The following is a 21,127-nucleotide window of genomic DNA, read 5'->3' on the forward strand; positions in this document are numbered from 1 at the left end:
TTAATACACCGCGGTGAAAGGAAATTAAATGCGAGTTTGCTCACACAATAAAGCGCTAAATAAGTGTGATGATGCTCCCAATCCTTTTTATTTTTCCAACCGGCGTCACGTTATTTAAGGCCGGGAGATTCTTTCTGTCCTCAACGGCTTCCCTGTGACTAAATCCCACGAATAAGGTACTATCCTCGCCAAATGACCGCCGGATGACCCGCCGTTGCGGGCCACGAAGTGAGGATGCCAGCTTAATGAGTGAAATGATACAGGATGGCGCAGAGCGTCTTGCCCTGCACAAGTTTACTGAAAACGCGTACCTGAACTACTCCATGTACGTGATCATGGACCGTGCGCTGCCGTACATCGGTGACGGTCTCAAGCCGGTGCAGCGCCGCATTGTTTATGCCATGTCCGAGCTGGGGCTTAACGCCAGCGCAAAATTCAAGAAATCGGCGCGTACCGTGGGTGACGTGCTGGGTAAATACCATCCGCACGGCGACAGCGCCTGCTACGAAGCCATGGTGCTGATGGCGCAGCCGTTCTCCTACCGTTATCCGCTGGTGGATGGTCAGGGCAACTGGGGTGCGCCGGACGATCCGAAATCCTTTGCAGCGATGCGTTATACCGAATCGCGCCTGTCGAAATATGCCGAAGTGCTGCTCAGCGAGCTGGGGCAGGGCACGGTGGATTACATCCCGAACTTCGACGGCACGCTGCAGGAGCCGAAAATGCTGCCGGCGCGCCTGCCGAACATCCTGCTCAACGGCACCACCGGCATCGCCGTGGGTATGGCGACCGACATTCCGCCGCACAACCTGCGCGAAGTGGCCGAAGCTGCCGTGCGCCTGATCGACAAGCCCAACACCACGCTGGATGAGCTGCTGGAGATCGTGCAGGGGCCGGACTTCCCGACCGAAGCCGAGATCATCACGCCGCGCGACGAGATCCGCAAGATCTACCAGAACGGTCGCGGTTCGATCCGCCAGCGTGCGGTATGGAAAAAAGAGGACGGCGAAGTGGTGATCACCGCGCTGCCGCACCAGGTGTCGGGCGCGCGCGTGCTGGAGCAGATCGCCAGCCAGATGCGCAATAAAAAGCTGCCGATGGTGGAGGATCTGCGCGATGAATCGGATCACGAAAACCCGACGCGGCTGGTGATTGTGCCGCACTCCAACCGTGTGGATCTCGATCAGGTAATGAACCACCTGTTTGCCACTACCGATCTGCAGAAGAGCTACCGCGTTAACCTCAACATGATCGGGCTGGATAACCGTCCGGCGGTGAAAAACCTGCTGGAGATTCTTTCGGAATGGCTGGTGTATCGCCGCGATACCGTGACACGCCGTCTCAATCATAGCCTGGAACGCGTGCTGCGTCGTCTGCATATCCTCGAAGGTTTGCTGGTGGCGTTCCTCAATATTGATGAGGTGATTCACATCATCCGCAGCGAGGATGAGCCGAAGCCGGTCCTGATGTCGCGCTTTGACATCAGCGAAACCCAGGCCGAAGCGATTCTGGAACTGAAACTGCGCCATCTCGCCAAACTGGAAGAGATGAAGATTCGCGGTGAACAGGCCGAGCTGGAGAAAGAGCGCGATCAGCTGCAGGCGATCCTCGCCTCTGATCGCAAAATGAGTAACCTGCTGAAGAAAGAACTGCTGGCGGATAGCCAGACCTACGACGACGATCGCCGCTCGCCGCTGCACGAACGTGAAGAAGCGAAAGCGCTGAGCGAGAACGAACTGGTGAGCGCTGAGCCGGTCACCATTGTGCTGTCGCAGATGGGCTGGGTGCGCAGCGCCAAAGGTCACGATATCGATCCGGCAGGATTAAGCTACAAAGCCGGCGACAGCTACCGTGCCGCCGCGCGCGGCAAGAGCAACCAGCCGGTGGCGTTTATCGACTCCACCGGCCGCAGCTATACGCTGGATCCGACCTCGCTGCCGTCGGCGCGCGGGCAGGGCGAGCCGCTCACCGGCAAGCTGACGCCACCACCGGGCGCGGTGATTGAGCAGGTGCTGATGGAAGCGGACGATCAGAAGCTGCTGATGGCCTCCGACGCCGGCTACGGTTTCATCTGTACCTTTGCCGATCTGGTGTCGCGCAACCGCGCCGGTAAAGCGCTGCTGACGCTGCCGGAAAACGCCGAAGTGATGGCGCCGCTGGCGGTGCACTCTGGCGACGACATGCTGCTGGCCATCACCCAAGCGGGGCGTATGCTGATGTTCCCGGTGGCCGATCTGCCGCAGATGTCGAAAGGTAAGGGCAACAAGATCATCTCGATTCCGTCCGCGGACGCCGCCGCTGGCGTGGACAAGCTGCAGTGGCTGCTGATTCTGCCGCCGGGCAGTTCCATCACTATCTATGTCGGCAAGCGTAAGCTGATCATGCGTGATGAAGATCTTCAGAAAGTGCGTGCTGAGCGCGGCCGTCGCGGTAGCGTATCGCGCGGACTGCAGCGTATCGATAGCGTGGAAGTGAATGCGCCAGCGCGGCCAAAAAGTGACGCGAATAGCGAAGAGTAAGACTGAAAAGGCGAAGGACTGCCACATTTGAGGAAGCTATGTTACTAATTTTACGCACGTTGATCGTTGTGATTTATTCGATTCTGGTTTGTGTGTTTGGCAGCATCTGGTGTTTGTTTTCACCGCGTAATCCGCGCCACGTGGCGACCTTTGGTCACATGTTTGGTCGTCTTTCGACGGTGTTTGGCGTCAAAGTCGAACTGCGTAAACCGGCGGATGCCGAAAGCTACGGTAACGCGATTTACATCGCTAACCATCAGAACAACTACGACATGATCACCGCCGCCAATATCGTGCAGCCGACCACGGTCACGGTGGGCAAGAAAAGCCTGCTGTGGATCCCGTTCTTTGGTCAGCTCTACTGGCTGACCGGTAACCTGCTGATCGACCGCGATAACTGCGCTAAAGCGCACGGCACTATCGGCGAGCTGGTGGCGCAGTTTAAAAAGAAGAAGATTTCCTTCTGGATGTTCCCGGAAGGGACGCGCAGCCGCGGACGCGGTCTGCTGCCGTTCAAGACCGGCGCGTTCCATGCGGCGGTGGCGGCGGGCGTGCCGATCATCCCGGTGGTGGTCTCTAACACCCACGGCAAAATCAAACTGAATCGCTGGAACAATGGCTTAGTGATCGTGGAAATGCTGCCACCAGTGGATACCACGCAGTTTGAAACCACGTCGGTACGTAAACTGGCGACCCATTGCCGTGAATTAATGTCTGCTAAGCTGGAAGAGTTGAACGCTGAAGTCGCCGAACGCGAAAAAAACGGTAAAATCTAGCCGGCAAAAAATGGCTCACCCGCAGCGCGCGCCATGGCTCGATCTGTCGGGTGCGCGTTAATGCGCGCCGGGTCTCGCCGTTTTTCGGGTACGCATTGATGTGCTGCGGGTCCCGCCGTTTGTCGGGTGCGCATTCATGCGCACCGGGTCCCGGATGCGCACTGGCCTTACCCGGACACACAGCCGCGCCTGTCGGGCGCTTCACAACACGAATAAAAACAACAACATGGAGACGGCGTCTTCACGCCACGCTCAAAAGGTCTGAAGTTTTATGTCTTGCAGCAGACGTCAGTTTATTCAGCTTTCTGCCGGTATGGCGCTGGCTTCCAGCGTTATGCCTTACGCCGCCCGCGCCGCCGCGCCATTGGGCGATGTGCCTTTGCCGGTGCCGCCGCTGATCGAATCACGCCGCGGTCAGCCGCTGTTCCTTACGCTGCAGCGCAGCCACTGGTCCTTCAACGGTAATAGCAACAAAGTGCCGGTATGGGGCATTAACGGCCTGTACCTTGGCCCGACGGTGCGCGTTTACAGCGGCGATGATGTCAAACTGATCTACAGCAACCGCCTCAATGAACCGGTGGCGATGACCGTCAGCGGTTTGCAGGTGCCGGGCGCGCTGATGGGCGGTGCGCCGCGCATGATGTCCGCCGGCGTAGACTGGGCACCGGTGCTGCCGATTCGTCAGGGCGCGGCCACGCTGTGGTATCACGCCAACACGCCGAATCGCATGGCACCGCACGTCTATAACGGCCTAGCGGGCATGTGGCTGATCGAAGATGACATCAGCAAAGCGCTGTCGCTACCGAAGCATTACGGCGTCGATGATTTCCCGCTGATTATTCAGGACAAGCGCCTCGATAACTTTGCCACGCCGGTTTATAACCCACCGTCGGACGGCGGGTTCCTCGGCGATACGCTGCTGGTTAACGGCGTGCAAAACACGTATGTCGAAGTGTCGCGCGGCTGGGTACGTTTGCGCCTGCTGAATGCGGCCAATGCGCGCCGTTTCGATCTCAGCTTTAGCGATAACCGACCGTTTACGGTGATCGCCAGCGATCAGGGCTTCCTGCCCGCGCCGGTAGCGGTGCAAACGCTGTCGCTCGCGCCGGGTGAACGCCGCGAAGTGCTGGTGGATATGTCGCAGGGCGATGAAGTGTCGATCACCGCAGGCACGGCGGCAGGCATTATGGATCGTCTGCGCGGGCTGTTTGAGCCTTCATCGATTCTGACCAATACGCTGGTGCTGACGCTGCGCCCGACCGGCCTGCTGCCGCTGGTGACCGACAACCTGCCGATGCACCTGCTGGCGGATCAGATTCTGGATGGCGTGGCGGTGCGCACGCGCGAATTCCGCCTCGGCGACGGCACGCCGGGCATTAACGGTGTGCTGTGGGACATGAATCGCATCGATACTACGGTGCAGCAGGGCACCTTTGAGCGCTGGATCATTCACGCCGACCGTCCGCAGTCGCTGCATATTCAGGGCGTGATGTTCCTGATTAAGAGCGTCAACGGCGCGCAGTCGATGGGAGAAGATCGCGGCTGGAAAGATACGGTCTGGGTGGATGGCGATGTCGAACTGCTGGTGAGTTTCCCGCAGAGTTCGTCAGAGCATTTCCCGTTTGTCTATTACAGCCAGACGCTGGAACTCGCCGATCGCGGCACGGTAGGGCAGATGGTGGTCAATCCGGTCGGGTGAGATGCGTTTCTGTTCCCTCACCCTAACCCTCTCCCGCACGCGGGAGAGGGAATCGTTTTGAGCAGTATTACACACTGGCACACCGCTTCAGACTCGCCCGGACAACCCCCTCTCCCGCGTGCGGGAGAGGGCCGGGGTGAGGGGGCAAACCGCACCCTTCACCCACGTCACCCCTTCACCCATTAAACGTTTCCGGATCCGGTCCCAGCCGCTTGCCTTTATCCAGCTTCGCGATCTCGCTCACTTCTGACTTATCCAGACGGAAATCAAACACTTGGAAGTTCTCCTGAATGCGCGCCGGCGTCACCGACTTCGGAATTACCACTAGGCCGCTGTCCAGATGCCAGCGAATCACAATCTGCGCCGGCGTCTTGCTGTACTTCTTCGCCAGCTCGCGAATGATCTCCTGATCAAACACGCCTTCGCCGCCCTGTGCCAGCGGGCTCCACGACTCGGTCTGAATCTGATGCAGCGCATTCCACGCATGCAGCGTGCGCTGCTGCAGCATCGGATGCAGTTCAATCTGATTCACCACCGGCGACACGCCGGTTTCATCAATCAGCCGCTTGAGGTGCGCTTCATGGAAGTTGCACACGCCAATGCTTTTCGCCAAGCCCTGCTGTTGCAATTCCACCATTTTCTTCCACGCATAGACGTAATGGTCTTTCTGCGGGCACGGCCAGTGCATCAGATAGAGATCCACCTGCTCCAGCTGCAGCTTCTTCAGGCTGTTCTCCATCGCCTGTTCAACGTTCTGCTGGTCATCATTCCACAGTTTGGTGGTGATAAAGATCTCATCGCGCGCCACGTCGGTTTCCTGCAGCGCCTGGCCAATCGCCTCTTCATTTTTATACGCGGCGGCGGTATCGATGGAGCGATAGCCGACCTTCAGCGCTTCCAGCACCGCGTTGCGCGCTTCATCAATGCTGGCCTGCCAGACGCCAAGACCGAGTTGCGGCATCATGTTGCCGTCGTGCAGTTTAATCCGGGGTTGCTCTGCCATAGTGACTCCTTATCGGTTGCAGTGACTTACCGTAGAAACGATGTGCTTAAGTCTAGTCAACAAACCTGACCTGAGGATCATTGTGGCAACCGAACGGCACTTTTGCCCGGTGCAATCCTGCAAAAATCTTGCCTGATCCTCCAGCCATCTGGAGCTTTATGCAGCAATACGGCACACTGCGTTTTTTGCTGCCCGAGAGAGTGCCATGCCGAACGATGCCCTTTGCCGCCAGCTGGCGCAGCGCGTGATCACGCTGATGCGCGAGCCACAAAAGCCGCTGTGTGCGGTGGAAAACGTACGGTTGATCTACGCTGAGGAACCGCTGCCGCGCACGCCGATGTTGTATCCGGCGGGCATCGTGATCCTGTTTCAGGGACACAAAACCGGCTACCTCGGCAGCACGGTATTTCGCTACGACGCCACCAAATACCTGATGCTCACCGTCACGCTGCCGGTGGAGTGCGAAACCGACGCCACGCCGCAGCAGCCGCTGGCCGGTATGAGTCTCACCGTGGATCCGGCCAGTTTGCAGGATCTGCTGTTAAGCATCGGCGATGACGAGCAGTTTCAGCCGCAGCCGCAAACCTCCGGCATTCACTCTGCGTTTCTCAGCGAGGAGATGCTGTGCGCCGCGGAACGGTTGCTGGATGTGATGGATAAACCGCGTGACGCCCGCGTGCTTGGCCCGCAGCTGGTGCGTGAAATCATCTATTACGTACTGACCGGGCCGATTGGCGGTGCGCTGCTGTCGCTGGTCAATCGCCAGACGCAGTTCAGCCAGGTGGCCCGGGCGCGCGTCGCATCGAGAACCACTTTGCCGAAAGCCTGAGCGTGGAAATGCTGGCGGCGGAGGTCAACATGAGCGTCTCGGCGTTTCACCATAACTTTAAGTCGGTGACCCAGACGTCGCCGCTGCAGTATCTCAAGCGTTACCGGCTGCATCAGGCGCGGTTAATGATGCTGCAGGATGGGCTGAAGGCCAGCGCCGCCGCCGTGCGCGTTGGCTATGAAAGCCCGTCACAGTTTTCGCGGGAGTTTAAACGGTACTTTGGCGTGACGCCGGGAGAAGAGGCGAGCCACGCGCGCCAGACGGGAGCGCTGCTGCCGTTTGACGCCGCCTGAAGCGGCGGCGCTTTGCAGAGGTCAGGCTTTCTGGCGACGCTTTTTCCAGATCACCACAATGCTGCCGCCGAGGCCGAGAAACAGCAGGACAATAGGCAGCACCATCAGGATCGCCATTACCTGATCTTCGTGGCGCTTGATAAACGGCACCTGGCTGATGCCGTAGCCCATCGCCACCACAATCCCGCCCCACAGCGCGCCGCTCAGCCAGTTGAAGAACTGAAAACGCCCGTTCTGCAAACCCGAAATACCCGCCATGGTGGGCAGCAGCGTACGCACAAAGGCCAGAAAGCGGCCAACCAGCAGTGCCATCAGACCGTGGCGGTTGAACAGGTGCCAGGCGCGCTGATGGTACTGCGCTGGCAAATGCATCAGCCAGCTTTTGACGATTTTAGTATTACCAAACCAGCGCCCCTGCAGATAGCTCAGCCAGCAGCCAAGGCTGGCGGCGGTGGTCAGAATCACCATGGTCGGCACAAAATCCATCACGCCTTTGGCGATCATCGCACCTGCCAGCAGCAGCAGGCTGTCGCCGGGCAGGAACGAGGCAGGCAGCAAACCGTTTTCCAGGAACAGCGTCAGAAACATCACGCCGTAGACAATCCACACTACATCCGGATTGGCCAGCGCGGTAAAATCCTGATGCCACAGGCCTAGACAATCTCATGTAAAACACCCATCAGCTATCCCATCGAGTCACAAGGCTTGTATTTTAACCGTCCGGGACGGCGTAATCGTTGATCTCCGCTACGCCGCACCGGATGGTTTAAGTTTGGTTTATCTTTTTACGCATTCAGACGGGCAAAACCGGCTTTCAGGTCATCCAGCAGATCGTCGACGTGCTCGAGACCGATATGCAGACGCACCAGCGTGCCGTCAAAATCCACGCTGCCCGCCGGACGAATCGCCGCCAGTTCTTCCGGCTGGTTCGCCAGAATCAGCGATTCAAAGCCGCCCCACGAGTAGGCCATACTGAAATGGTGGAAGCGATCGAGATAATTTGCCAGCTGCGCCGGGGTGAGTTTTTCTCGCAGGATGAACGAGAACAGCCCGCTGCTGCCGCTGAAGTCGCGCCGCCAGAACTCGTGGCCTTTGCACTGCGCCAGCGCCGGATGGTTAACGCGCGCTACTTCCGGCTGCGCTGCCAGCCATTCGGCCACGCGCAGGCCGCTCTCTTCGTGCTGACGCAGACGCGTAGCCAGCGTGCGCAGGCCGCGGCTGGCCATGTAGGCGGTGTCCGCATCCACCATCTGGCCCATCAGGTAGGAGTTTTCGCGCAGCTGCGCCCAGCAGCGTTCGTTGGCCACCGCAGTGCCGATCATCGCATCGCTGTGGCCGATGATGTATTTGGTGCCGGCCTGGATCGAAATGTCGATGCCATGCTCCAGCGCGTTAAACAGCACGCCCGCCGCCCAGGTATTATCAATCATGATCACCGCGTCTGGCGCTTTGGCGCGCACCGCCGCGACAATCGCCGGAATATCCTGCACTTCCATGGTGATGGAAGCCGGTGATTCGAGGAACACCACTCGGGTGTTCGGCTGCACCAGTTCGCCGATTTCACTGCCGATGCAGTGATCGAACCAGGTGGTGGTGACGTTAAGCTTCGCGAGAATTTTGGTGCAGAAATCCTGGGTGGGTTCGTACACAGCGCCGCTGACCAGAATGTGATCGCCGCTGGTGACAAACGCGAGGATGGCATTGGCGACCGCGGCCGCACCGCACGGATAGAGCACGCAGCCGGCGCCGCCTTCCAGTTCGGTCATCGCATCCTGGAAGGAAAAATGGGTGAGGGTGCCGCGCCGGCCATAAAACAGTTCACCGCTGGCGCGTCCGGCGGTGGCGCGTTGTTTGTCCGCGACGGAGTCAAAAACCAGTGAGGATGCGCGCTGAATGACGCTGTTAACTGAGCCCTGAGTGTAACGTTTGCTGCGTCCCGCGGTGACAAGCCGGGTATCAATTTTTTTCGTTGCCATCACAGCCTTTCCTGACACGTCTCACAAAGCATCCAACTTACCACGAATCGCGGCGCGGGGTTGAGCCCGTTTGCCGAATATCAGAGTGACGCCAGCACAATTGCGAAAAGGGGCTGGTTGTGGCTTTTATCACGCGGCGGAAAAGCGCAATAAATTGCGCCGTATCAACTCAGCGGGTTACAGCTATTGTAAATAGTAATGAGAACCACTATCACTTCGGTCAGTTTTTTTGCTATCATCCGCGCTTCAATCGTGAACGGTGCAACAGAAGTCGGAGACGCAGCGTGGTAGCCAGTGACTTGATGCAAAAGGACCTCTCCGTTTGGGGCATGTATCAGCATGCCGATATCGTGGTAAAAATTGTGATGATCGGCCTGTTGCTGGCCTCGGTCGTCACTTGGGCGATTTTCTTTGGCAAATACGCGGAGCTGAGCGGGGCGGGGCGAAACGTCGCCTGAAGCGTGAACAGCTGGCGCTGGGCGAAGCGCGCTCACTCAATGACGCCTATCGCGCTGCCGAAAACTTCAAAGCCAACAGCCACAGCGCCGTGCTGCTCGCCGACACGCGTAACGAACTGGAACTCTCCGCCGGCAGCGAAGACCTCGACGGCACCAAAGAGCGCACCAGCTTCCGCCTTGAGCGCCGCGTCGCGGGCTTCAGCCGTCACGCCGGCCGCGGTAACGGCTTCCTCGCCACCATCGGTTCCGTCGCTCCGTTTATCGGTCTGTTCGGCACCGTGTGGGGCATCATGAACAGCTTTATCGGTATCGCTAAAACCCAGACTACCAACCTCGCGGTGGTTGCACCGGGCATCGCGGAAGCGCTGCTGGCGACGGCGATTGGCCTGGTGGCGGCAATTCCGGCGGTGGTGATCTATAACGTCTTCGCCCGCATGATTGCCAGCTACAAAGCCTCGCTGGGCGACGTGGCGGCGCAGGTACTGCTGCTGCAGAGCCGCGATCTGGACCTCGGCAACGTCGATACCGCAAAAGAAGTTAACCGTCCGGCGGCGGCCCAGAAACTGCACGTAGGATAAGTATTATGGCGATGCGTTTAAACGATGATGCGGTCGGCGATGGCGAAATGCACGAAATCAACGTGACGCCGTTTATCGACGTCATGCTGGTGCTGCTGATCATCTTCATGGTCGCCGCGCCGCTCGCCACGGTGGATGTGCGCGTCAATCTGCCTGCCTCCACTAGCGCGCCGCAGCCGCGTCCGGAGAAGCCGGTTTATCTGTCGATCAAAGCGGATAAACAGATCTACATCGGTAACGATGCGGTGACCAAAGAGACGCTGGTGAACGCGCTCACCGCGTAAACTGAAGGCAACAAAGAGACCACCATCTTCTTCCAGGCGGACAAATCGGTAGATTATGAAACGCTGATGTCGGTGATAGATCAGCTGCGTGAAGCGGGTTATCTGAAGATTGGTTTGATGGGCATGGCGACGGTGAAGAAATAATTTCGCCGACGTAAATCCAGCCACCTTATCTGCAGGGTCGTCATTTATGACGACCTTTTTTATTGTGGCGGCCTGAGCAGGCCGCCATGACACGATGCGGTGCCAAACTGCGGTTAAACCAGATTCACCGTTACGCCGTCCTGCACCAGCAGTTCCGCGTCGCCGTGGCTGAACACGTGATACTGGTTGCCAGCGATGGTGACTGTGCCAGTTTGTTCGGTCCAGCCTTTCTGCTCGCTGCCTTCAGGCAGGATATCTTCGAGGCGCACGGTATCGCCCTGATTGCCGTTGACCATCAGCTGGGTTTTGCCGTCATCGATGAAGAGATCTTTCTGGCCTTTGGAAAGAATATCTTCCATGGAGAAATCTTTGAGAATGTATTTAGGCTGTGTCCCTTAATTACATAACCTTTTGTAAAACAGCCGGATGCATCCCAGTTTCACCATCGCCAGATAATTCCTCGCCGTTTTGTCATAACGTGTGGCAATGCGGCGGTATTCTTTTGTCCGGAGTGGGCTTTGTCAGCCAGCACTGCATGGCCACGACGCTTCATGCTGCCGTTCCGGCGCTGAACACCAATACCGTCCAGAAGACGTTGTGCAAACTGGCTTTCGTGAGCCTGACCGGGACTCAGTACGATATTTAACGGCAGACCGCTTCCGTCTGTCGCCAGATGGATTTTGGTGCCAAAACCACCGCGAGAGCGACCCAGCCCATTATCTCCGGCGATATCGGAATGTTTTTTTGCGCCCCGGCGGCGCACCTGAGTGCCCGGATATTGCTGCCATCCAGCGCAGTTGCGGACCAGTCAGCGAGACCATGAGCATCAAGAGAAGAAAGTAACCTGTTGAAAATAATGTTAATCACTCCCGATTTAGACCATCGATTAAAACGGTTATAAACGGTCTTCCATGGGCCATATCGCTCAGGCAAATAGCGCCATGGTGCGCCTGAACACAGCACCCAGAACATGCCGTTGATGATCATACGATGTTCAGCCCATGGACGTCCGGCCCGTGGTGTTGCTGGTTCAGCAGGTAATAAGGGCTGGATGATAGTCCATGCTTCATCGGGAAGGTCGTAGCGAGCCATAGTTCAGTGTGTTGTGGAAACAGGTAGTTACTATATCTCAGGTGATTAAGGGACACAGCCTAGAGTTTGGTTCGCTGGCCGGCTATCTGCTGGGTGCCAGCCTGGTGACCGGCATGATTGCGCTGCTGCCGCATCAGGCGATGATGGACTGGGGCTGGCGCATTCCGTTCTTCCTGGCCGCGCCGCTGGGTCTGTTTGGCCTGTATATCCGCCTGAAGCTGGAAGAGACACCCGCGTTTAAAGAGCACATGGATAAGCGTGAAGAGGCCTAACATAACAAGCCGCAGCTCACCCTGTGGCAAATGCTGCGCACGCAGAGCAAGCCGCTATTGAAGTGTATTGGTCTGGTGCTGCTGTTTAACGTGTCTAATTATATGCTGACCGCCTACATGCCAAGTTATTTAACCGGCATTCTGGGGCTGAGCGAAATATCCGGTCTGCTGCTGGTGATGGTGGTGATGTTTATCATGATGCCGCTGACCTTAATGTGGGGCCATTTTACTGACCGCATCGGCCGTAAACCAGTGATTGGTTTCGGCGCACTGGGATTATTAGTGCTGGCGATCCCGGTGTTCATGCTGATTGGTTCTGGCAACATGCTATGGGTATTTGCCGGTCTGGCCGTGCTGGGCTTATTACATACCTGCTTTAGCGGCACCATGCCAGCGACATTACCGGCACTGTTTGTCACGGAGTTTGCTGAAGAAACGGCTGCAGCTGGCTTATGGTGTGCTGAAGTCGGGTCGTCCGTTCGATGCCGAAATATGTCTTGCCAGGTAACCGGCAAGACGGTATCTACAGGATACGGCGTGATTCGGTCGCCATTTATGGCGAACCTGCAGGAATACAGTGCGATTCGGTCGCCATGAATGGCGACCCTGCAGTGTTAATGTTCATTGTAGGGTCGGCATTGATGCCGACCTGTTTTATTGCCGCACCGCCTAAACCAACGGCGGATAAATATCGAAACGGTGGCTTTTGGTCACTACCGCCGATTGGGTGGCGACGCCGGCCAGCGGCGGTGCGTAATCCGGGCGCTTCACCACGATGCGCTTCTTCGCCAGACGGCGCGCCGGTTCGAGCAGCGCATCAGCATCCTCGTCCGGCCCCACCAGCGACTGAAACACCCGCATCTCTTTCTTCACCAGCGCGCTTTTCTGCCGGTGTGGATACATCGGATCGAGATACATCACGTCCGGTGCCGGCGTGATATCACTCAGCGCCTGCTGACTGACCACATGCAGCAGCGTCAGGCGCTCGCGCAGCCAGCCGCCGATCTCCGCATCTTCATAGCCACGCCGCAAACCATCTTCCAGCAGCGCCGCGACCACCGGATGGCGCTCCAGCATGCGCACGCGACAGCCCAGCGCGGCCAGCACAAAGGCATCACGCCCCAGCCCCGCCGTCGCGTCCACCACGTCGGGCAGGTAATCCCCTTTGATGCCCACCGCTTTCGCCACCGCTTCGCCGCGTCCGCCGCCAAATTTGCGCCGGTGCGCCATCGCGCCGGAAACGAAATCGACAAAGATGCCGCCGAGCTTTGGCTCGTCCACTTTACGCAGCTCAAGATGCTGCGATGTCAGCACCAGCGCCAGCGTGGCGCTGTCGTCCTGCTCCAGCCCCCAGCGCTGCGCCAAATGTAATAAGGCGCCGTCTCCGGCGCCTGTTTCATCCACTAAACCGATCTTCACAAGCAGGTTTATCCCTGAATTCCGTAGTGTTCCAGCATCGCATCCAGCTGCGGTTCACGGCCGCGGAAGCGTTTGAACAGCTCCATCGGCTCTTCAGAACCGCCGCGCGTCAGGATGTTGTCGAGGAACGACTGACCGGTCTGACGGTTGAAGATGCCCTCTTCTTCGAAGCGCGAATACGCATCGGCAGCCAGCACGTCGGCCCACAGATAGCTGTAGTAACCCGCCGCGTAGCCACCGGCAAACACGTGGCTGAAGGCGTGCGGGAAGCGGCCCCACTCCGGACTCGGCACCACGGCAACCTGCTTTTTCACTTCACGCAGGGTTTCGAGGATTTGCGCGCCCTGCGCCGGATCAAACTCGGTGTGCAGACGAAAATCGAACAGGCCGAACTCCAGCTGACGCAGAATGAACAGCGCCGCCTGATAGTTCTTCGCCGCCAGCATTTTATCCAGCAGCGCTTTCGGCAGCGGCTCACCGGTTTCGTAATGGCCGGAGATGAACGCCAGCGCTTCCGGCTCCCAGCACCAGTTTTCCATAAACTGGCTTGGCAGCTCGACCGCATCCCACGGCACGCCGTTGATGCCGGATACGCCCGGTGCTTCGATACGCGTCAGCATATGGTGCAGGCCGTGGCCGAACTCGTGGAATAGCGTGGTCACTTCATCGTGAGTGAACAGCGCCGGTTTGCCCTGTACCGGACGGTTGAAGTTACAGGTCAGGTACGCCACCGGCTTCTGCAGGCTGCCGTCGGCTTTACGCATCTGTCCGACGCAGTCATCCATCCACGCGCCGCCGCGCTTGTGCTCGCGCGCGTAAAGGTCGAGGTAGAAGCTGCCACGCAGTTCGCCGCTCTCGTCGAACAGGTCGAAGAAACGCACGTTCGGGTGGTAAACATCCACGTCGCTACGTTCTTTGGCGGTGATGCCATAAATACGCTTCACCACTTCAAACAGGCCGTTCACCGCGCGTGATTCCGGGAAGTACGGACGCAGCTGTTCGTCGCTGATGGTATACAGATGCTGTTTCTGCTTCTCGCCGTAATAGGTGAGATCCCACGGATTCATGTCATCCACGCCAAACTCTTTTTTGGCGAAGGCACGCAGCTGCGCCAGCTCTTTTTCACTCTGCGGACGCGCGCGTTTGGCGAGATCGTTCAGGAAGTCGATCACCTGAGACGGGCTTTCCGCCATTTTGGTCGCCAGCGATTTGTCGGCGAACGAGTCAAAATCCAGCAGCTCGGCCAGCTCGTGGCGCAGCGCCAGCTCTTCCGCCATGATTGGGCCATTGTCCCATTTACCGGCGTTCGGGCCCTGATCGGAGGCACGGGTGGAATAGGCGCGATACATCTCTTCACGCAGCGCGGCGTTGTCGCAGTAGGTCATCACCGGCAGATAGCTGGGGATATCCAGCGTCAGCAGCCAGCCTTCCTGCTGTTTGGCTTCCGCCTGCGCTTTGGCCGCGGCCAGTGCGCTCTCCGGCATGCCCGCCAGTTCGGCTTTGTCGGTGATCAGTTTGCTCCAGCCCATGGTGGCGTCCAGCACGTTGTTGCTGTAAGCCGATCCCAGCTCGGATAGGCGCGCGGCGATCTCGCCATAGCGTTTCTGTTTCTGTTTATCGAGGCCGATACCGGACAGCTCAAAGTCGCGCAGGCTGTTATCCACCGCTTTCTTCTGCGCGATATCCAGCTGTGCGTAGCTCTCGCCCTCACGCAGGTTGCGATACGCCTGATACAGGCCTTCGTGCTGGCCCACCCAGGTGCTGTATTCGGACAGCAGCGGCAGCGTCTGCTCGTAGGCTTCGCGCAGTTCCGGGCTGTTTTTTACCGAGTTGAGGTGGCTGACCGGCGAGAAGATACGGCCCAGGCGATCGTCCACTTCCGCCAGCGGCTGGACTAAATTTTCCCAAGTGTAAGGCGCGCCCTGCGCCACTACGCGCTCCACCGCCGCACGACAGTCGTTCAGCGCTTCAGTTACAGCGGGAACCACATGCTCAGGTTTGATGGCGGAAAAAGGCGGTAGCGTAAAAGGCGTGAGTAACGGATTGGTCATAAGCGCAGTCCTTTCATCATGGAGTGGGGCCGCGCGCAGGGGCGCGGCGCAATTTTACTAACATGCGGTCAGACGAGGGGAAAATCAATGCCACCCGCAAGGGCAGACAGAAAAACGCGCGATGAATCGCGCAATGTTGAAAAAATAGCCCGCCAGACGGCGGGCCAGTAGTTATTTGATGGCCAGCTTATAATGGATCACATCATACGGAGCGACCCACGGTGGCAGCAGCTCGCGCTCGTAAATATCCTTCGCCAGCGCCCAGCCTTCCACTGCACCGCCTTTACCGGTCAGCGACATGCCTTCCCGCAACAGTGGCGGCAGGCTGTCGTTGAACGGCACCTGATCGTGCGAAAAATCGTTGATTACCTTGCCGCTCAGGGTGGTGACCCGGACGCTGACCAGCCGCCTGCTGGTCCGGCAGCAGTTTGCCTTTCACGCTTTTCACCGCAAACCACTGCATGCCGAGATCTTTCTTCAGCGCTTTACGCTTCGCCACTTTCTTGTCCAGCTGCGCGTAACCTTTTTCAATCAGCGCGTTCAGTCCTTTACCGATGGAGGCCTGCATGGTGGCGTAACGGCGCGCCATCTCTTCGCCATCAAGCAGCGAATCACCGCTTTGCAACTGGGTGGTTAAGCCGGCAATCAGCTGATCCATACTGATGCTGAGGCCGATATCTTTGACCATCTGCAGCTGCACCACCGCATTGCTGGCGATGAACTGACCCAGCGTGTAGCTATCGCATTCGGCATCGCTTTTCGGGGCAGAAAGCTTCGGCGCGGCGATCGGTTGCTGCTTCGCCGCCTCCAGTTCCCGCGTCAGCTGCGCCAGGTTGTGCGCCTGCTGCTGTTTTTCGCTATCCAGCGCGGCGAGTTGTTTTTCATGCTCGGCCTGCTGCGTTTGCAGGGCGGTGAGCTTCTTCTCGCTTTCCGTCTGCTGAGACTGTAACGCTTTTAGCTGTTTGTCGCTTGCCGCCTGCTGGGCGCTGAGCTGCTTTTTGCTCTCTGCCTGCAACGCCGCCAGCGCCTTCTCGTTTTCCGCTTTCAGCGCTTTAAGCGCGTCGGCGCTCTGGGTGGCCGCTGCGCGGGCGTCGCTGAGCTGTCTGGTCAGCTGGGCGCTGCCGGCGCTTTGCTGCTGCTGTGCCTCTTTCAGCGCCTGCTGCAGCGTGGCGATGTTTTTCTCCTGCTGCTGCTTCTCCGCACTGAGTGCCGCCAGTTTTTTGTCGCTGGCAGCCAGCTGCGCCTTTAACGCATCATCTGCTTTCGCCGCGGGGGCCGCAGACAGCTTTTCCAGCTCCGCCACGCGGGCGCGCAGACGCGTCAGTTCCGCACTGTGATCGGGCGCTGCCGCTGCTTTTTTCTCTGTCTTGCTGACCGTTTTCGCCGCCGGTTTAGCGGCCGGTTTTGCGGGTGGCTGTGGTTTCGCTGCCGGTGCCGGTGGCAGGGTGCGCGCTGCTTCGCTGAAGGCGCACAGCATGTCATCATCAGCCGCTGACGCGGCCTGTCCGGGTAGCAGTAAGGCCGCGCTAATCAGCACCGCCAGCAGATGACGCTGTGTCATCAAAACCTCCAGTCGCGGCTACCTTGCCGCTAAGAAAACAAAAGGCCTCATCTCAATATGTTAATTGAGATGAAGCCATCCACCGCGCGAGGTTGTCGCGCTGTTAAAAAAGGGGTCGGCTTACGCCGTTATTGTTAACCGGCCTGGCGAATAATCAGCTGTGACTGACGGGTTTTAATGCGGAAGCACAGTTCACGAATCTGGAACTGATAGCGCGGCATGACTAAATCGTTAATATCTGCGCCGATGGAATCTTTAATCTGCAGATATTTGTTGGTCTGCGCGCCAATTTTCTGGAATTCCGCTTGGTAGCTGTCGTAAGACGCCTGGCTGTAGAGGCGCATCGCATCCAGCTCTTTACGGCACTGCTGAATGTTGCTGGCGCGATCGTCAGCGAACGAGGCAGCGGCCGGCTGGGCTGGCGCTTCGGTTACAAACGGCTGGCCGTTAGGCTGTGCAGCGGATTCAGCCATCGGCTGAGCGTCGGCAGCGGGCGGCGTTACCAAGCTATGAACAGGCTGTTGTTTCGCGCAGCCGGCCAGTGCCAGCAGACTTGCCACCGCGATACCAGTCATTTTTTTCATTATTGTCACCAGGAGTTGTTAAGGATGCTTGAAGCAAAAAATTATACGGCCATGGCCGAAAAGTTTCCTTGCCAGAGACGCATTCCTGGCATTTCGCTCGCGACCGCTTCGTTTTCGGCTACTAACTTACTTAATCTGCGGTAAAATTTCGAAAGTCGAATTATCCCTAAGTGAAATTAGTCCTCTACCAGACCGGTCGCATTCCGCTAAAGCGACCCGGGCGCTGAAAACTTAAGCGGATGGTAAAACGTCAGCAATTTTTATGCGGCGCGGCTATAATCGCGCCACACACGATCTATTCGACTTCTTTGATCCAACCGCGGGCCCCTCTTTTTTATGCTGAGTTATCGCCACAGTTTTCATGCCGGCAACCATGCCGACGTGCTGAAACACACCGTTGAAAGCCTGATCCTCACCGCCCTGATGGAGAAGGAGAAACCTTTCCTCTATCTGGACACCCACGCCGGTGCCGGACGTTACCAGCTGAGCGGTGAGCACGCCGAACGTACCGGCGAATATCTGGAAGGCATTGCGCGTATCTGGCAACAGCCGGACGCACCGGCGCTGCTGAAGCCCTATCTGGCGGCGATTCGCAACCTTAACCCAACCGGCACGCTGCGCTATTACCCTGGCTCGCCGCTGATCGCCCGCCATCTGCTGCGCGACGAGGATAAGCTGCAGCTCACTGAACTGCATCCGACCGATTACCCGCTGCTGCGTAGTGAGTTCAGTAAAAATGCGCGCGCCCGCGTTGAACGCGCGGATGGCTATCAGCAGCTGAAGGCCAAACTGCCGCCGCCGACCCGTCGCGGCCTGATCCTTATCGACCCGCCGTACGAAATGAAAAGCGATTATCAGGATGTGGTGAAAGGCATTCAGGAAGGTCACAAACGTTTCGCCACCGGCGTCTATGCGCTGTGGTACCCGGTGGTGTTGCGCCAGCAGATCAAGCACATGCTGAAGGATCTGGAAGCCACCGGCATCCGCAATATTCTGCAGATCGAGCTGGCAGTGCGTCCGGACAGCGATCAGCGCGGCATGACCGCGTCCGGAATGATTGTCATCAACCCGCCGTGGAAGCTGAAAGCGCAGATGGAAGAGCTGCTGCCGTGGCTGCACCAGAAGCTGGTGCCCACCGGCACCGGTCACTACAGCGTGACGCAAATCGTGCCGGAATAAGCGCTACACCTCAAATATCGCAAAATCATGTGCCAGTTCGGTGGCCGGAAACACCGACTGGCACTCTGCCAGCAGCCTTTCCCGATCCTGCGACAAATAGCGCGAGCTAAAGTGCGTAGCGATCATGCGTTTTGCGCCAGCGCGCTGTGCCACGCTGGCCGCCTGTACCGTAGTGGAGTGGCCGCGCCCGTTGGCTTTTTCCACCATCGCCGCTTCCAGCGTGGTTTCATGCACCATCACATCGGCGTTCGCCGCCAGCTGCAACGCCACCTCGGTGGGGCCGGTATCCCCGAAGATCGCCAGCACTTTGCCTTTGGTGGCCGGGCCAAGATAGTCGGCGCCGTTGATCTCGCGGCCATCTTCCAGCGTGATGCGTTTGCCCTGTTTCAGATCCTGATACCACGGGCCGCGCGGCACGCCTTCCGCCTTCAGGCGCGGTGCGTCAAGGAAGCCCGGCTTGTCATGCTGTTCGATGCGGTAGCCATAGCACTCGACCACGTGATTCAGCGCGTAAGCAATGACGCGAAACTCACCGTTATCCAGCACCGGACCGGCCTCGATCTCGACAATCTCCAGCGGATAGCCGGTATAAGAGCCACTCAGGCTGAGTGCGGTGTCGACAAACTGGCGCAATCCTTTCGGACCGTACAGCGTCACTGGCTCGGTCAGGCCCGCTATCGAACGGCTGGTGAGCAGACCCGGCAGGCCAAAGATGTGATCGCCATGCAAATGGGTAATAAAGATTTTTTCCAGCTTGCCGGGCTTAAGCGCTGAACGCATAAACTGATGCTGCGTCGCTTCGCCACAGTCGAACAGCCAGGTCTCGCCGCGCTTCGACAGCGTCAGCGCAATGGCCGTGACGTTGCGCTGCAGGCTGGGCGCGCCCGCGCCGGTACCAAGAAATGTCAGGTGCATGATAAGTTCCTTTGAGCCAACCCCTTGCCGGCATTCAACCCTATTACATACATAGGTGTAAACTTTGCGCCGGTAACTGAAGCGGCGTTACACTCTATGCCAGTTTTCCTCCAACAGATGGACACAACGGATGACCAGACATTTTGATTACCTCGCCATTGGCGGCGGCAGCGGCGGTATCGCCTCCATTAACCGTGCGGCGATGTATGGGCAGAAGTGCGCGCTGATCGAAGCGAAAGAGCTGGGCGGCACCTGCGTCAACGTCGGCTGTGTACCGAAGAAAGTGATGTGGCATGCGGCGCAAATCGCCGAAGCGATTCACCTGTACGGTCCGGATTACGGCTTTGATACCACCGTTAATCGCTTTGACTGGTCAATGCTGGTGAAAAATCGCAGCGCCTACATTGACCGTATCCACACCTCGTACGACAACGTGCTGGGTAAAAACCAGGTGGAAGTGATCAAAGGGTTCGCGCGTTTTGTCGATGCCCACACGGTGGAAGTGAACGGCGAGACCATTACCGCCGACCATATCCTGATCGCCATCGGCGGTCGTCCCAGCCATCCGCAGGTGCCAGGCGCAGAGTACGGCATCGATTCCGACGGCTTCTTTGAGCTGGAGGCGCTGCCAAAACGCGTTGCGGTAGTGGGCGCAGGCTATATTGCGGTTGAGCTGGCCGGCGTGGTGAATGCGCTGGGCGCAGAAACTCATCTGTTTGTGCGTCAGCATGCGCCGCTGCGCAGCTTCGACCCGCTGATTGTTGAGACGCTGGTGGAAGTGATGCAGGCGGAAGGTCCGACGCTGCACACCGAATCGATCCCGAAAGCGGTGATCAGGAATGCTGACGGCAGCCTGACGCTGCAGCTGCAAAACGGCCAGCAGCAGACGGTGGATTGCCTGGTGTGGGCGATTGGCCGCGAGCCCGCCACCGATAACCTCAACCTGGCGGTGACCGGTGTGGCGCTGAATGACCAAGGCTACATTCAGGTCGACAAGTTCCAGAACACCAACGTCAAAGACATCTATGCGGTGGGTGATAACACCGGTGCGGTCGAGCTGACGCCGGTGGCCGTGGCGGCAGGCCGTCGCCTGTCCGAACGCCTGTTTAATAACAAGCCGGAAGAGCATCTCGACTACAGCAACGTTCCCACCGTGGTGTTCAGCCATCCGCCGATTGGCACCGTCGGTCTGACCGAGCCGCAGGCGCGTAAGCAGTATGGCGACGACCAAGTGAAAGTGTACAAATCGTCGTTTACCTCCATGTATACCGCGGTAACCCAGCACCGCCAGCCGTGCCGCATGAAGCTGGTATGCGTGGGGCCGGAAGAGAAGATTGTGGGTATTCACGGTATCGGCAACGGCATGGATGAGATGCTGCAGGGCTTTGCGGTGGCGCTAAAGGTGGGTGCCACCAAAAAAGACTTCGACAACACCGTGGCGATACACCCGACGGCGGCGGAAGAGTTCGTCACCATGCGCTAACACCGCCTCAGC

Annotated in this window: 14 protein-coding genes and 6 pseudogenes; 9 read left to right on the forward strand and 11 right to left on the reverse strand. The window is 58.3% G+C overall.

The window, feature by feature from the left end; all coding sequences use genetic code 11:
* Positions 1 to 245 precede the first annotated feature (245 nt).
* From parC to ftsP, 3 genes are all read left to right on the forward strand, one after another.
* Positions 246 to 2,519, forward strand: a complete 2,274-nt coding sequence (parC, locus tag AC6I8M_RS02865) for a DNA topoisomerase IV subunit A (RefSeq protein ID WP_010618472.1) — start codon at positions 246 to 248, stop codon at positions 2,517 to 2,519.
* 38 nt (positions 2,520 to 2,557) lie between these two features.
* Positions 2,558 to 3,295: a 1-acylglycerol-3-phosphate O-acyltransferase gene (locus AC6I8M_RS02870; protein ID WP_498013661.1), complete on the forward strand. Its 738-nt coding sequence runs from the start codon at positions 2,558 to 2,560 to the stop codon at positions 3,293 to 3,295.
* Between the two features lie 271 nt (positions 3,296 to 3,566).
* Entirely contained in the window at positions 3,567 to 4,994 is a 1,428-nt protein-coding gene (gene ftsP / locus AC6I8M_RS02875) for a cell division protein FtsP (protein ID WP_041387320.1), read from the forward strand.
* A gap of 175 nt (positions 4,995 to 5,169) precedes the next feature.
* On the opposite strand, the gene dkgA is transcribed toward ftsP, so the two are convergent.
* Entirely contained in the window at positions 5,170 to 5,997 is an 828-nt protein-coding gene (dkgA, locus tag AC6I8M_RS02880) for a 2,5-didehydrogluconate reductase DkgA (protein ID WP_010618469.1), read from the reverse strand.
* A gap of 205 nt (positions 5,998 to 6,202) precedes the next feature.
* Here dkgA and AC6I8M_RS02885 point away from each other — a divergent pair.
* Positions 6,203 to 7,119: pseudogene (locus tag AC6I8M_RS02885) on the forward strand (AraC family transcriptional regulator).
* A gap of 21 nt (positions 7,120 to 7,140) precedes the next feature.
* Here AC6I8M_RS02885 and AC6I8M_RS02890 read toward each other — a convergent pair.
* Positions 7,141 to 7,799 (reverse strand): annotated as a pseudogene (locus AC6I8M_RS02890) (DedA family protein).
* A gap of 105 nt (positions 7,800 to 7,904) precedes the next feature.
* Positions 7,905 to 9,095, reverse strand: a complete 1,191-nt coding sequence (metC, locus tag AC6I8M_RS02895; protein WP_010618467.1) for a cystathionine beta-lyase — start codon at positions 9,093 to 9,095, stop codon at positions 7,905 to 7,907.
* A 302-nt stretch (positions 9,096 to 9,397) separates the two neighbouring features.
* Here metC and exbB point away from each other — a divergent pair.
* Both exbB and exbD read left to right on the forward strand, forming a co-directional pair.
* A pseudogene (gene exbB / locus AC6I8M_RS02900) lies at positions 9,398 to 10,131 on the forward strand (tol-pal system-associated acyl-CoA thioesterase).
* Between the two features lie 5 nt (positions 10,132 to 10,136).
* Positions 10,137 to 10,559, forward strand: a pseudogene (gene exbD / locus AC6I8M_RS02905) (TonB system transport protein ExbD).
* 113 nt (positions 10,560 to 10,672) lie between these two features.
* Here exbD and AC6I8M_RS02910 read toward each other — a convergent pair.
* Entirely contained in the window at positions 10,673 to 10,918 is a 246-nt protein-coding gene (locus tag AC6I8M_RS02910) for a hypothetical protein (RefSeq protein ID WP_022549096.1), read from the reverse strand.
* A 36-nt stretch (positions 10,919 to 10,954) separates the two neighbouring features.
* Positions 10,955 to 11,651 (reverse strand): annotated as a pseudogene (locus AC6I8M_RS02915) (IS5 family transposase).
* A 50-nt stretch (positions 11,652 to 11,701) separates the two neighbouring features.
* On the opposite strand from AC6I8M_RS02915, the pseudogene AC6I8M_RS02920 reads away from it, so the two are divergent.
* A pseudogene (locus tag AC6I8M_RS02920) lies at positions 11,702 to 12,373 on the forward strand (MFS transporter); the annotation flags it as partial.
* 219 nt (positions 12,374 to 12,592) lie between these two features.
* On the opposite strand, the gene rsmJ reads toward AC6I8M_RS02920, so the two are convergent.
* From rsmJ to AC6I8M_RS02945, 5 genes are all read right to left on the reverse strand, one after another.
* Complete coding sequence (gene rsmJ, locus AC6I8M_RS02925; protein ID WP_498013662.1) at positions 12,593 to 13,342, reverse strand: 16S rRNA (guanine(1516)-N(2))-methyltransferase RsmJ; 750 nt, start codon at positions 13,340 to 13,342, stop codon at positions 12,593 to 12,595.
* 8 nt (positions 13,343 to 13,350) lie between these two features.
* Complete coding sequence (gene prlC / locus AC6I8M_RS02930; RefSeq protein ID WP_010617182.1) at positions 13,351 to 15,393, reverse strand: oligopeptidase A; 2,043 nt, start codon at positions 15,391 to 15,393, stop codon at positions 13,351 to 13,353.
* Positions 15,394 to 15,564: 171 nt separating this feature from the next.
* Positions 15,565 to 15,693, reverse strand: a complete 129-nt coding sequence (locus AC6I8M_RS02935) for a hypothetical protein (protein ID WP_010617181.1) — start codon at positions 15,691 to 15,693, stop codon at positions 15,565 to 15,567.
* The gene (locus AC6I8M_RS02940; protein WP_010617180.1) at positions 15,677 to 16,954 is read right to left on the reverse strand and encodes a hypothetical protein; all 1,278 of its coding nucleotides are present in this window, start codon (positions 16,952 to 16,954) and stop codon (positions 15,677 to 15,679) included. The genes AC6I8M_RS02935 and AC6I8M_RS02940 overlap by 17 nt, the downstream gene beginning before the upstream one ends.
* 134 nt (positions 16,955 to 17,088) lie before the next feature.
* Positions 17,089 to 17,538 (reverse strand): YuaE family lipoprotein, encoded by a 450-nt coding sequence (locus AC6I8M_RS02945; protein WP_072216161.1) that lies wholly within the window; start codon positions 17,536 to 17,538, stop codon positions 17,089 to 17,091.
* Between the two features lie 336 nt (positions 17,539 to 17,874).
* Here AC6I8M_RS02945 and AC6I8M_RS02950 point away from each other — a divergent pair, with 336 nt between their 5' ends.
* Positions 17,875 to 18,717 carry a 23S rRNA (adenine(2030)-N(6))-methyltransferase RlmJ gene (locus tag AC6I8M_RS02950; protein ID WP_010617178.1) on the forward strand — a complete coding sequence of 281 codons (843 nt, stop codon included), beginning with the start codon at positions 17,875 to 17,877 and terminating at the stop codon, positions 18,715 to 18,717.
* A 3-nt stretch (positions 18,718 to 18,720) separates the two neighbouring features.
* Here the strand turns inward: AC6I8M_RS02950 and rnz are convergent, their stop codons facing one another.
* On the reverse strand, positions 18,721 to 19,632 hold the full coding sequence (gene rnz, locus AC6I8M_RS02955; protein ID WP_010617177.1) for a ribonuclease Z: 912 nt from the start codon (positions 19,630 to 19,632) through the stop codon (positions 18,721 to 18,723).
* Positions 19,633 to 19,762: 130 nt separating this feature from the next.
* Here rnz and gorA point away from each other — a divergent pair, with 130 nt between their 5' ends.
* Positions 19,763 to 21,115, forward strand: a complete 1,353-nt coding sequence (gene gorA / locus AC6I8M_RS02960) for a glutathione-disulfide reductase (RefSeq protein WP_010617176.1) — start codon at positions 19,763 to 19,765, stop codon at positions 21,113 to 21,115.
* The last annotated feature ends 12 nt before the right edge of the window (positions 21,116 to 21,127 follow it).

The organism is Type-A symbiont of Plautia stali (assembly GCF_059731155.1).

Coding starts and splice junctions, on each gene's coding strand:
- AC6I8M_RS02870 (WP_498013661.1), top strand. CDS start 2,558: ATGTTACTAATTTTACGCACGTTGATCGTTGTGATTTATTCGATTCTG.
- metC (WP_010618467.1), bottom strand. CDS start 9,095: ATGGCAACGAAAAAAATTGATACCCGGCTTGTCACCGCGGGACGCAGC.
- AC6I8M_RS02940 (WP_010617180.1), bottom strand. CDS start 16,954: ATGACACAGCGTCATCTGCTGGCGGTGCTGATTAGCGCGGCCTTACTG.
- gorA (WP_010617176.1), top strand. CDS start 19,763: ATGACCAGACATTTTGATTACCTCGCCATTGGCGGCGGCAGCGGCGGT.
- rnz (WP_010617177.1), bottom strand. CDS start 19,632: ATGCACCTGACATTTCTTGGTACCGGCGCGGGCGCGCCCAGCCTGCAG.
- dkgA (WP_010618469.1), bottom strand. CDS start 5,997: ATGGCAGAGCAACCCCGGATTAAACTGCACGACGGCAACATGATGCCG.
- AC6I8M_RS02910 (WP_022549096.1), bottom strand. CDS start 10,918: ATGGAAGATATTCTTTCCAAAGGCCAGAAAGATCTCTTCATCGATGAC.
- AC6I8M_RS02935 (WP_010617181.1), bottom strand. CDS start 15,693: ATGTCGCTGACCGGTAAAGGCGGTGCAGTGGAAGGCTGGGCGCTGGCG.
- AC6I8M_RS02945 (WP_072216161.1), bottom strand. CDS start 17,538: ATGAAAAAAATGACTGGTATCGCGGTGGCAAGTCTGCTGGCACTGGCC.
- parC (WP_010618472.1), top strand. CDS start 246: ATGAGTGAAATGATACAGGATGGCGCAGAGCGTCTTGCCCTGCACAAG.
- prlC (WP_010617182.1), bottom strand. CDS start 15,393: ATGACCAATCCGTTACTCACGCCTTTTACGCTACCGCCTTTTTCCGCC.
- AC6I8M_RS02950 (WP_010617178.1), top strand. CDS start 17,875: ATGCTGAGTTATCGCCACAGTTTTCATGCCGGCAACCATGCCGACGTG.
- ftsP (WP_041387320.1), top strand. CDS start 3,567: ATGTCTTGCAGCAGACGTCAGTTTATTCAGCTTTCTGCCGGTATGGCG.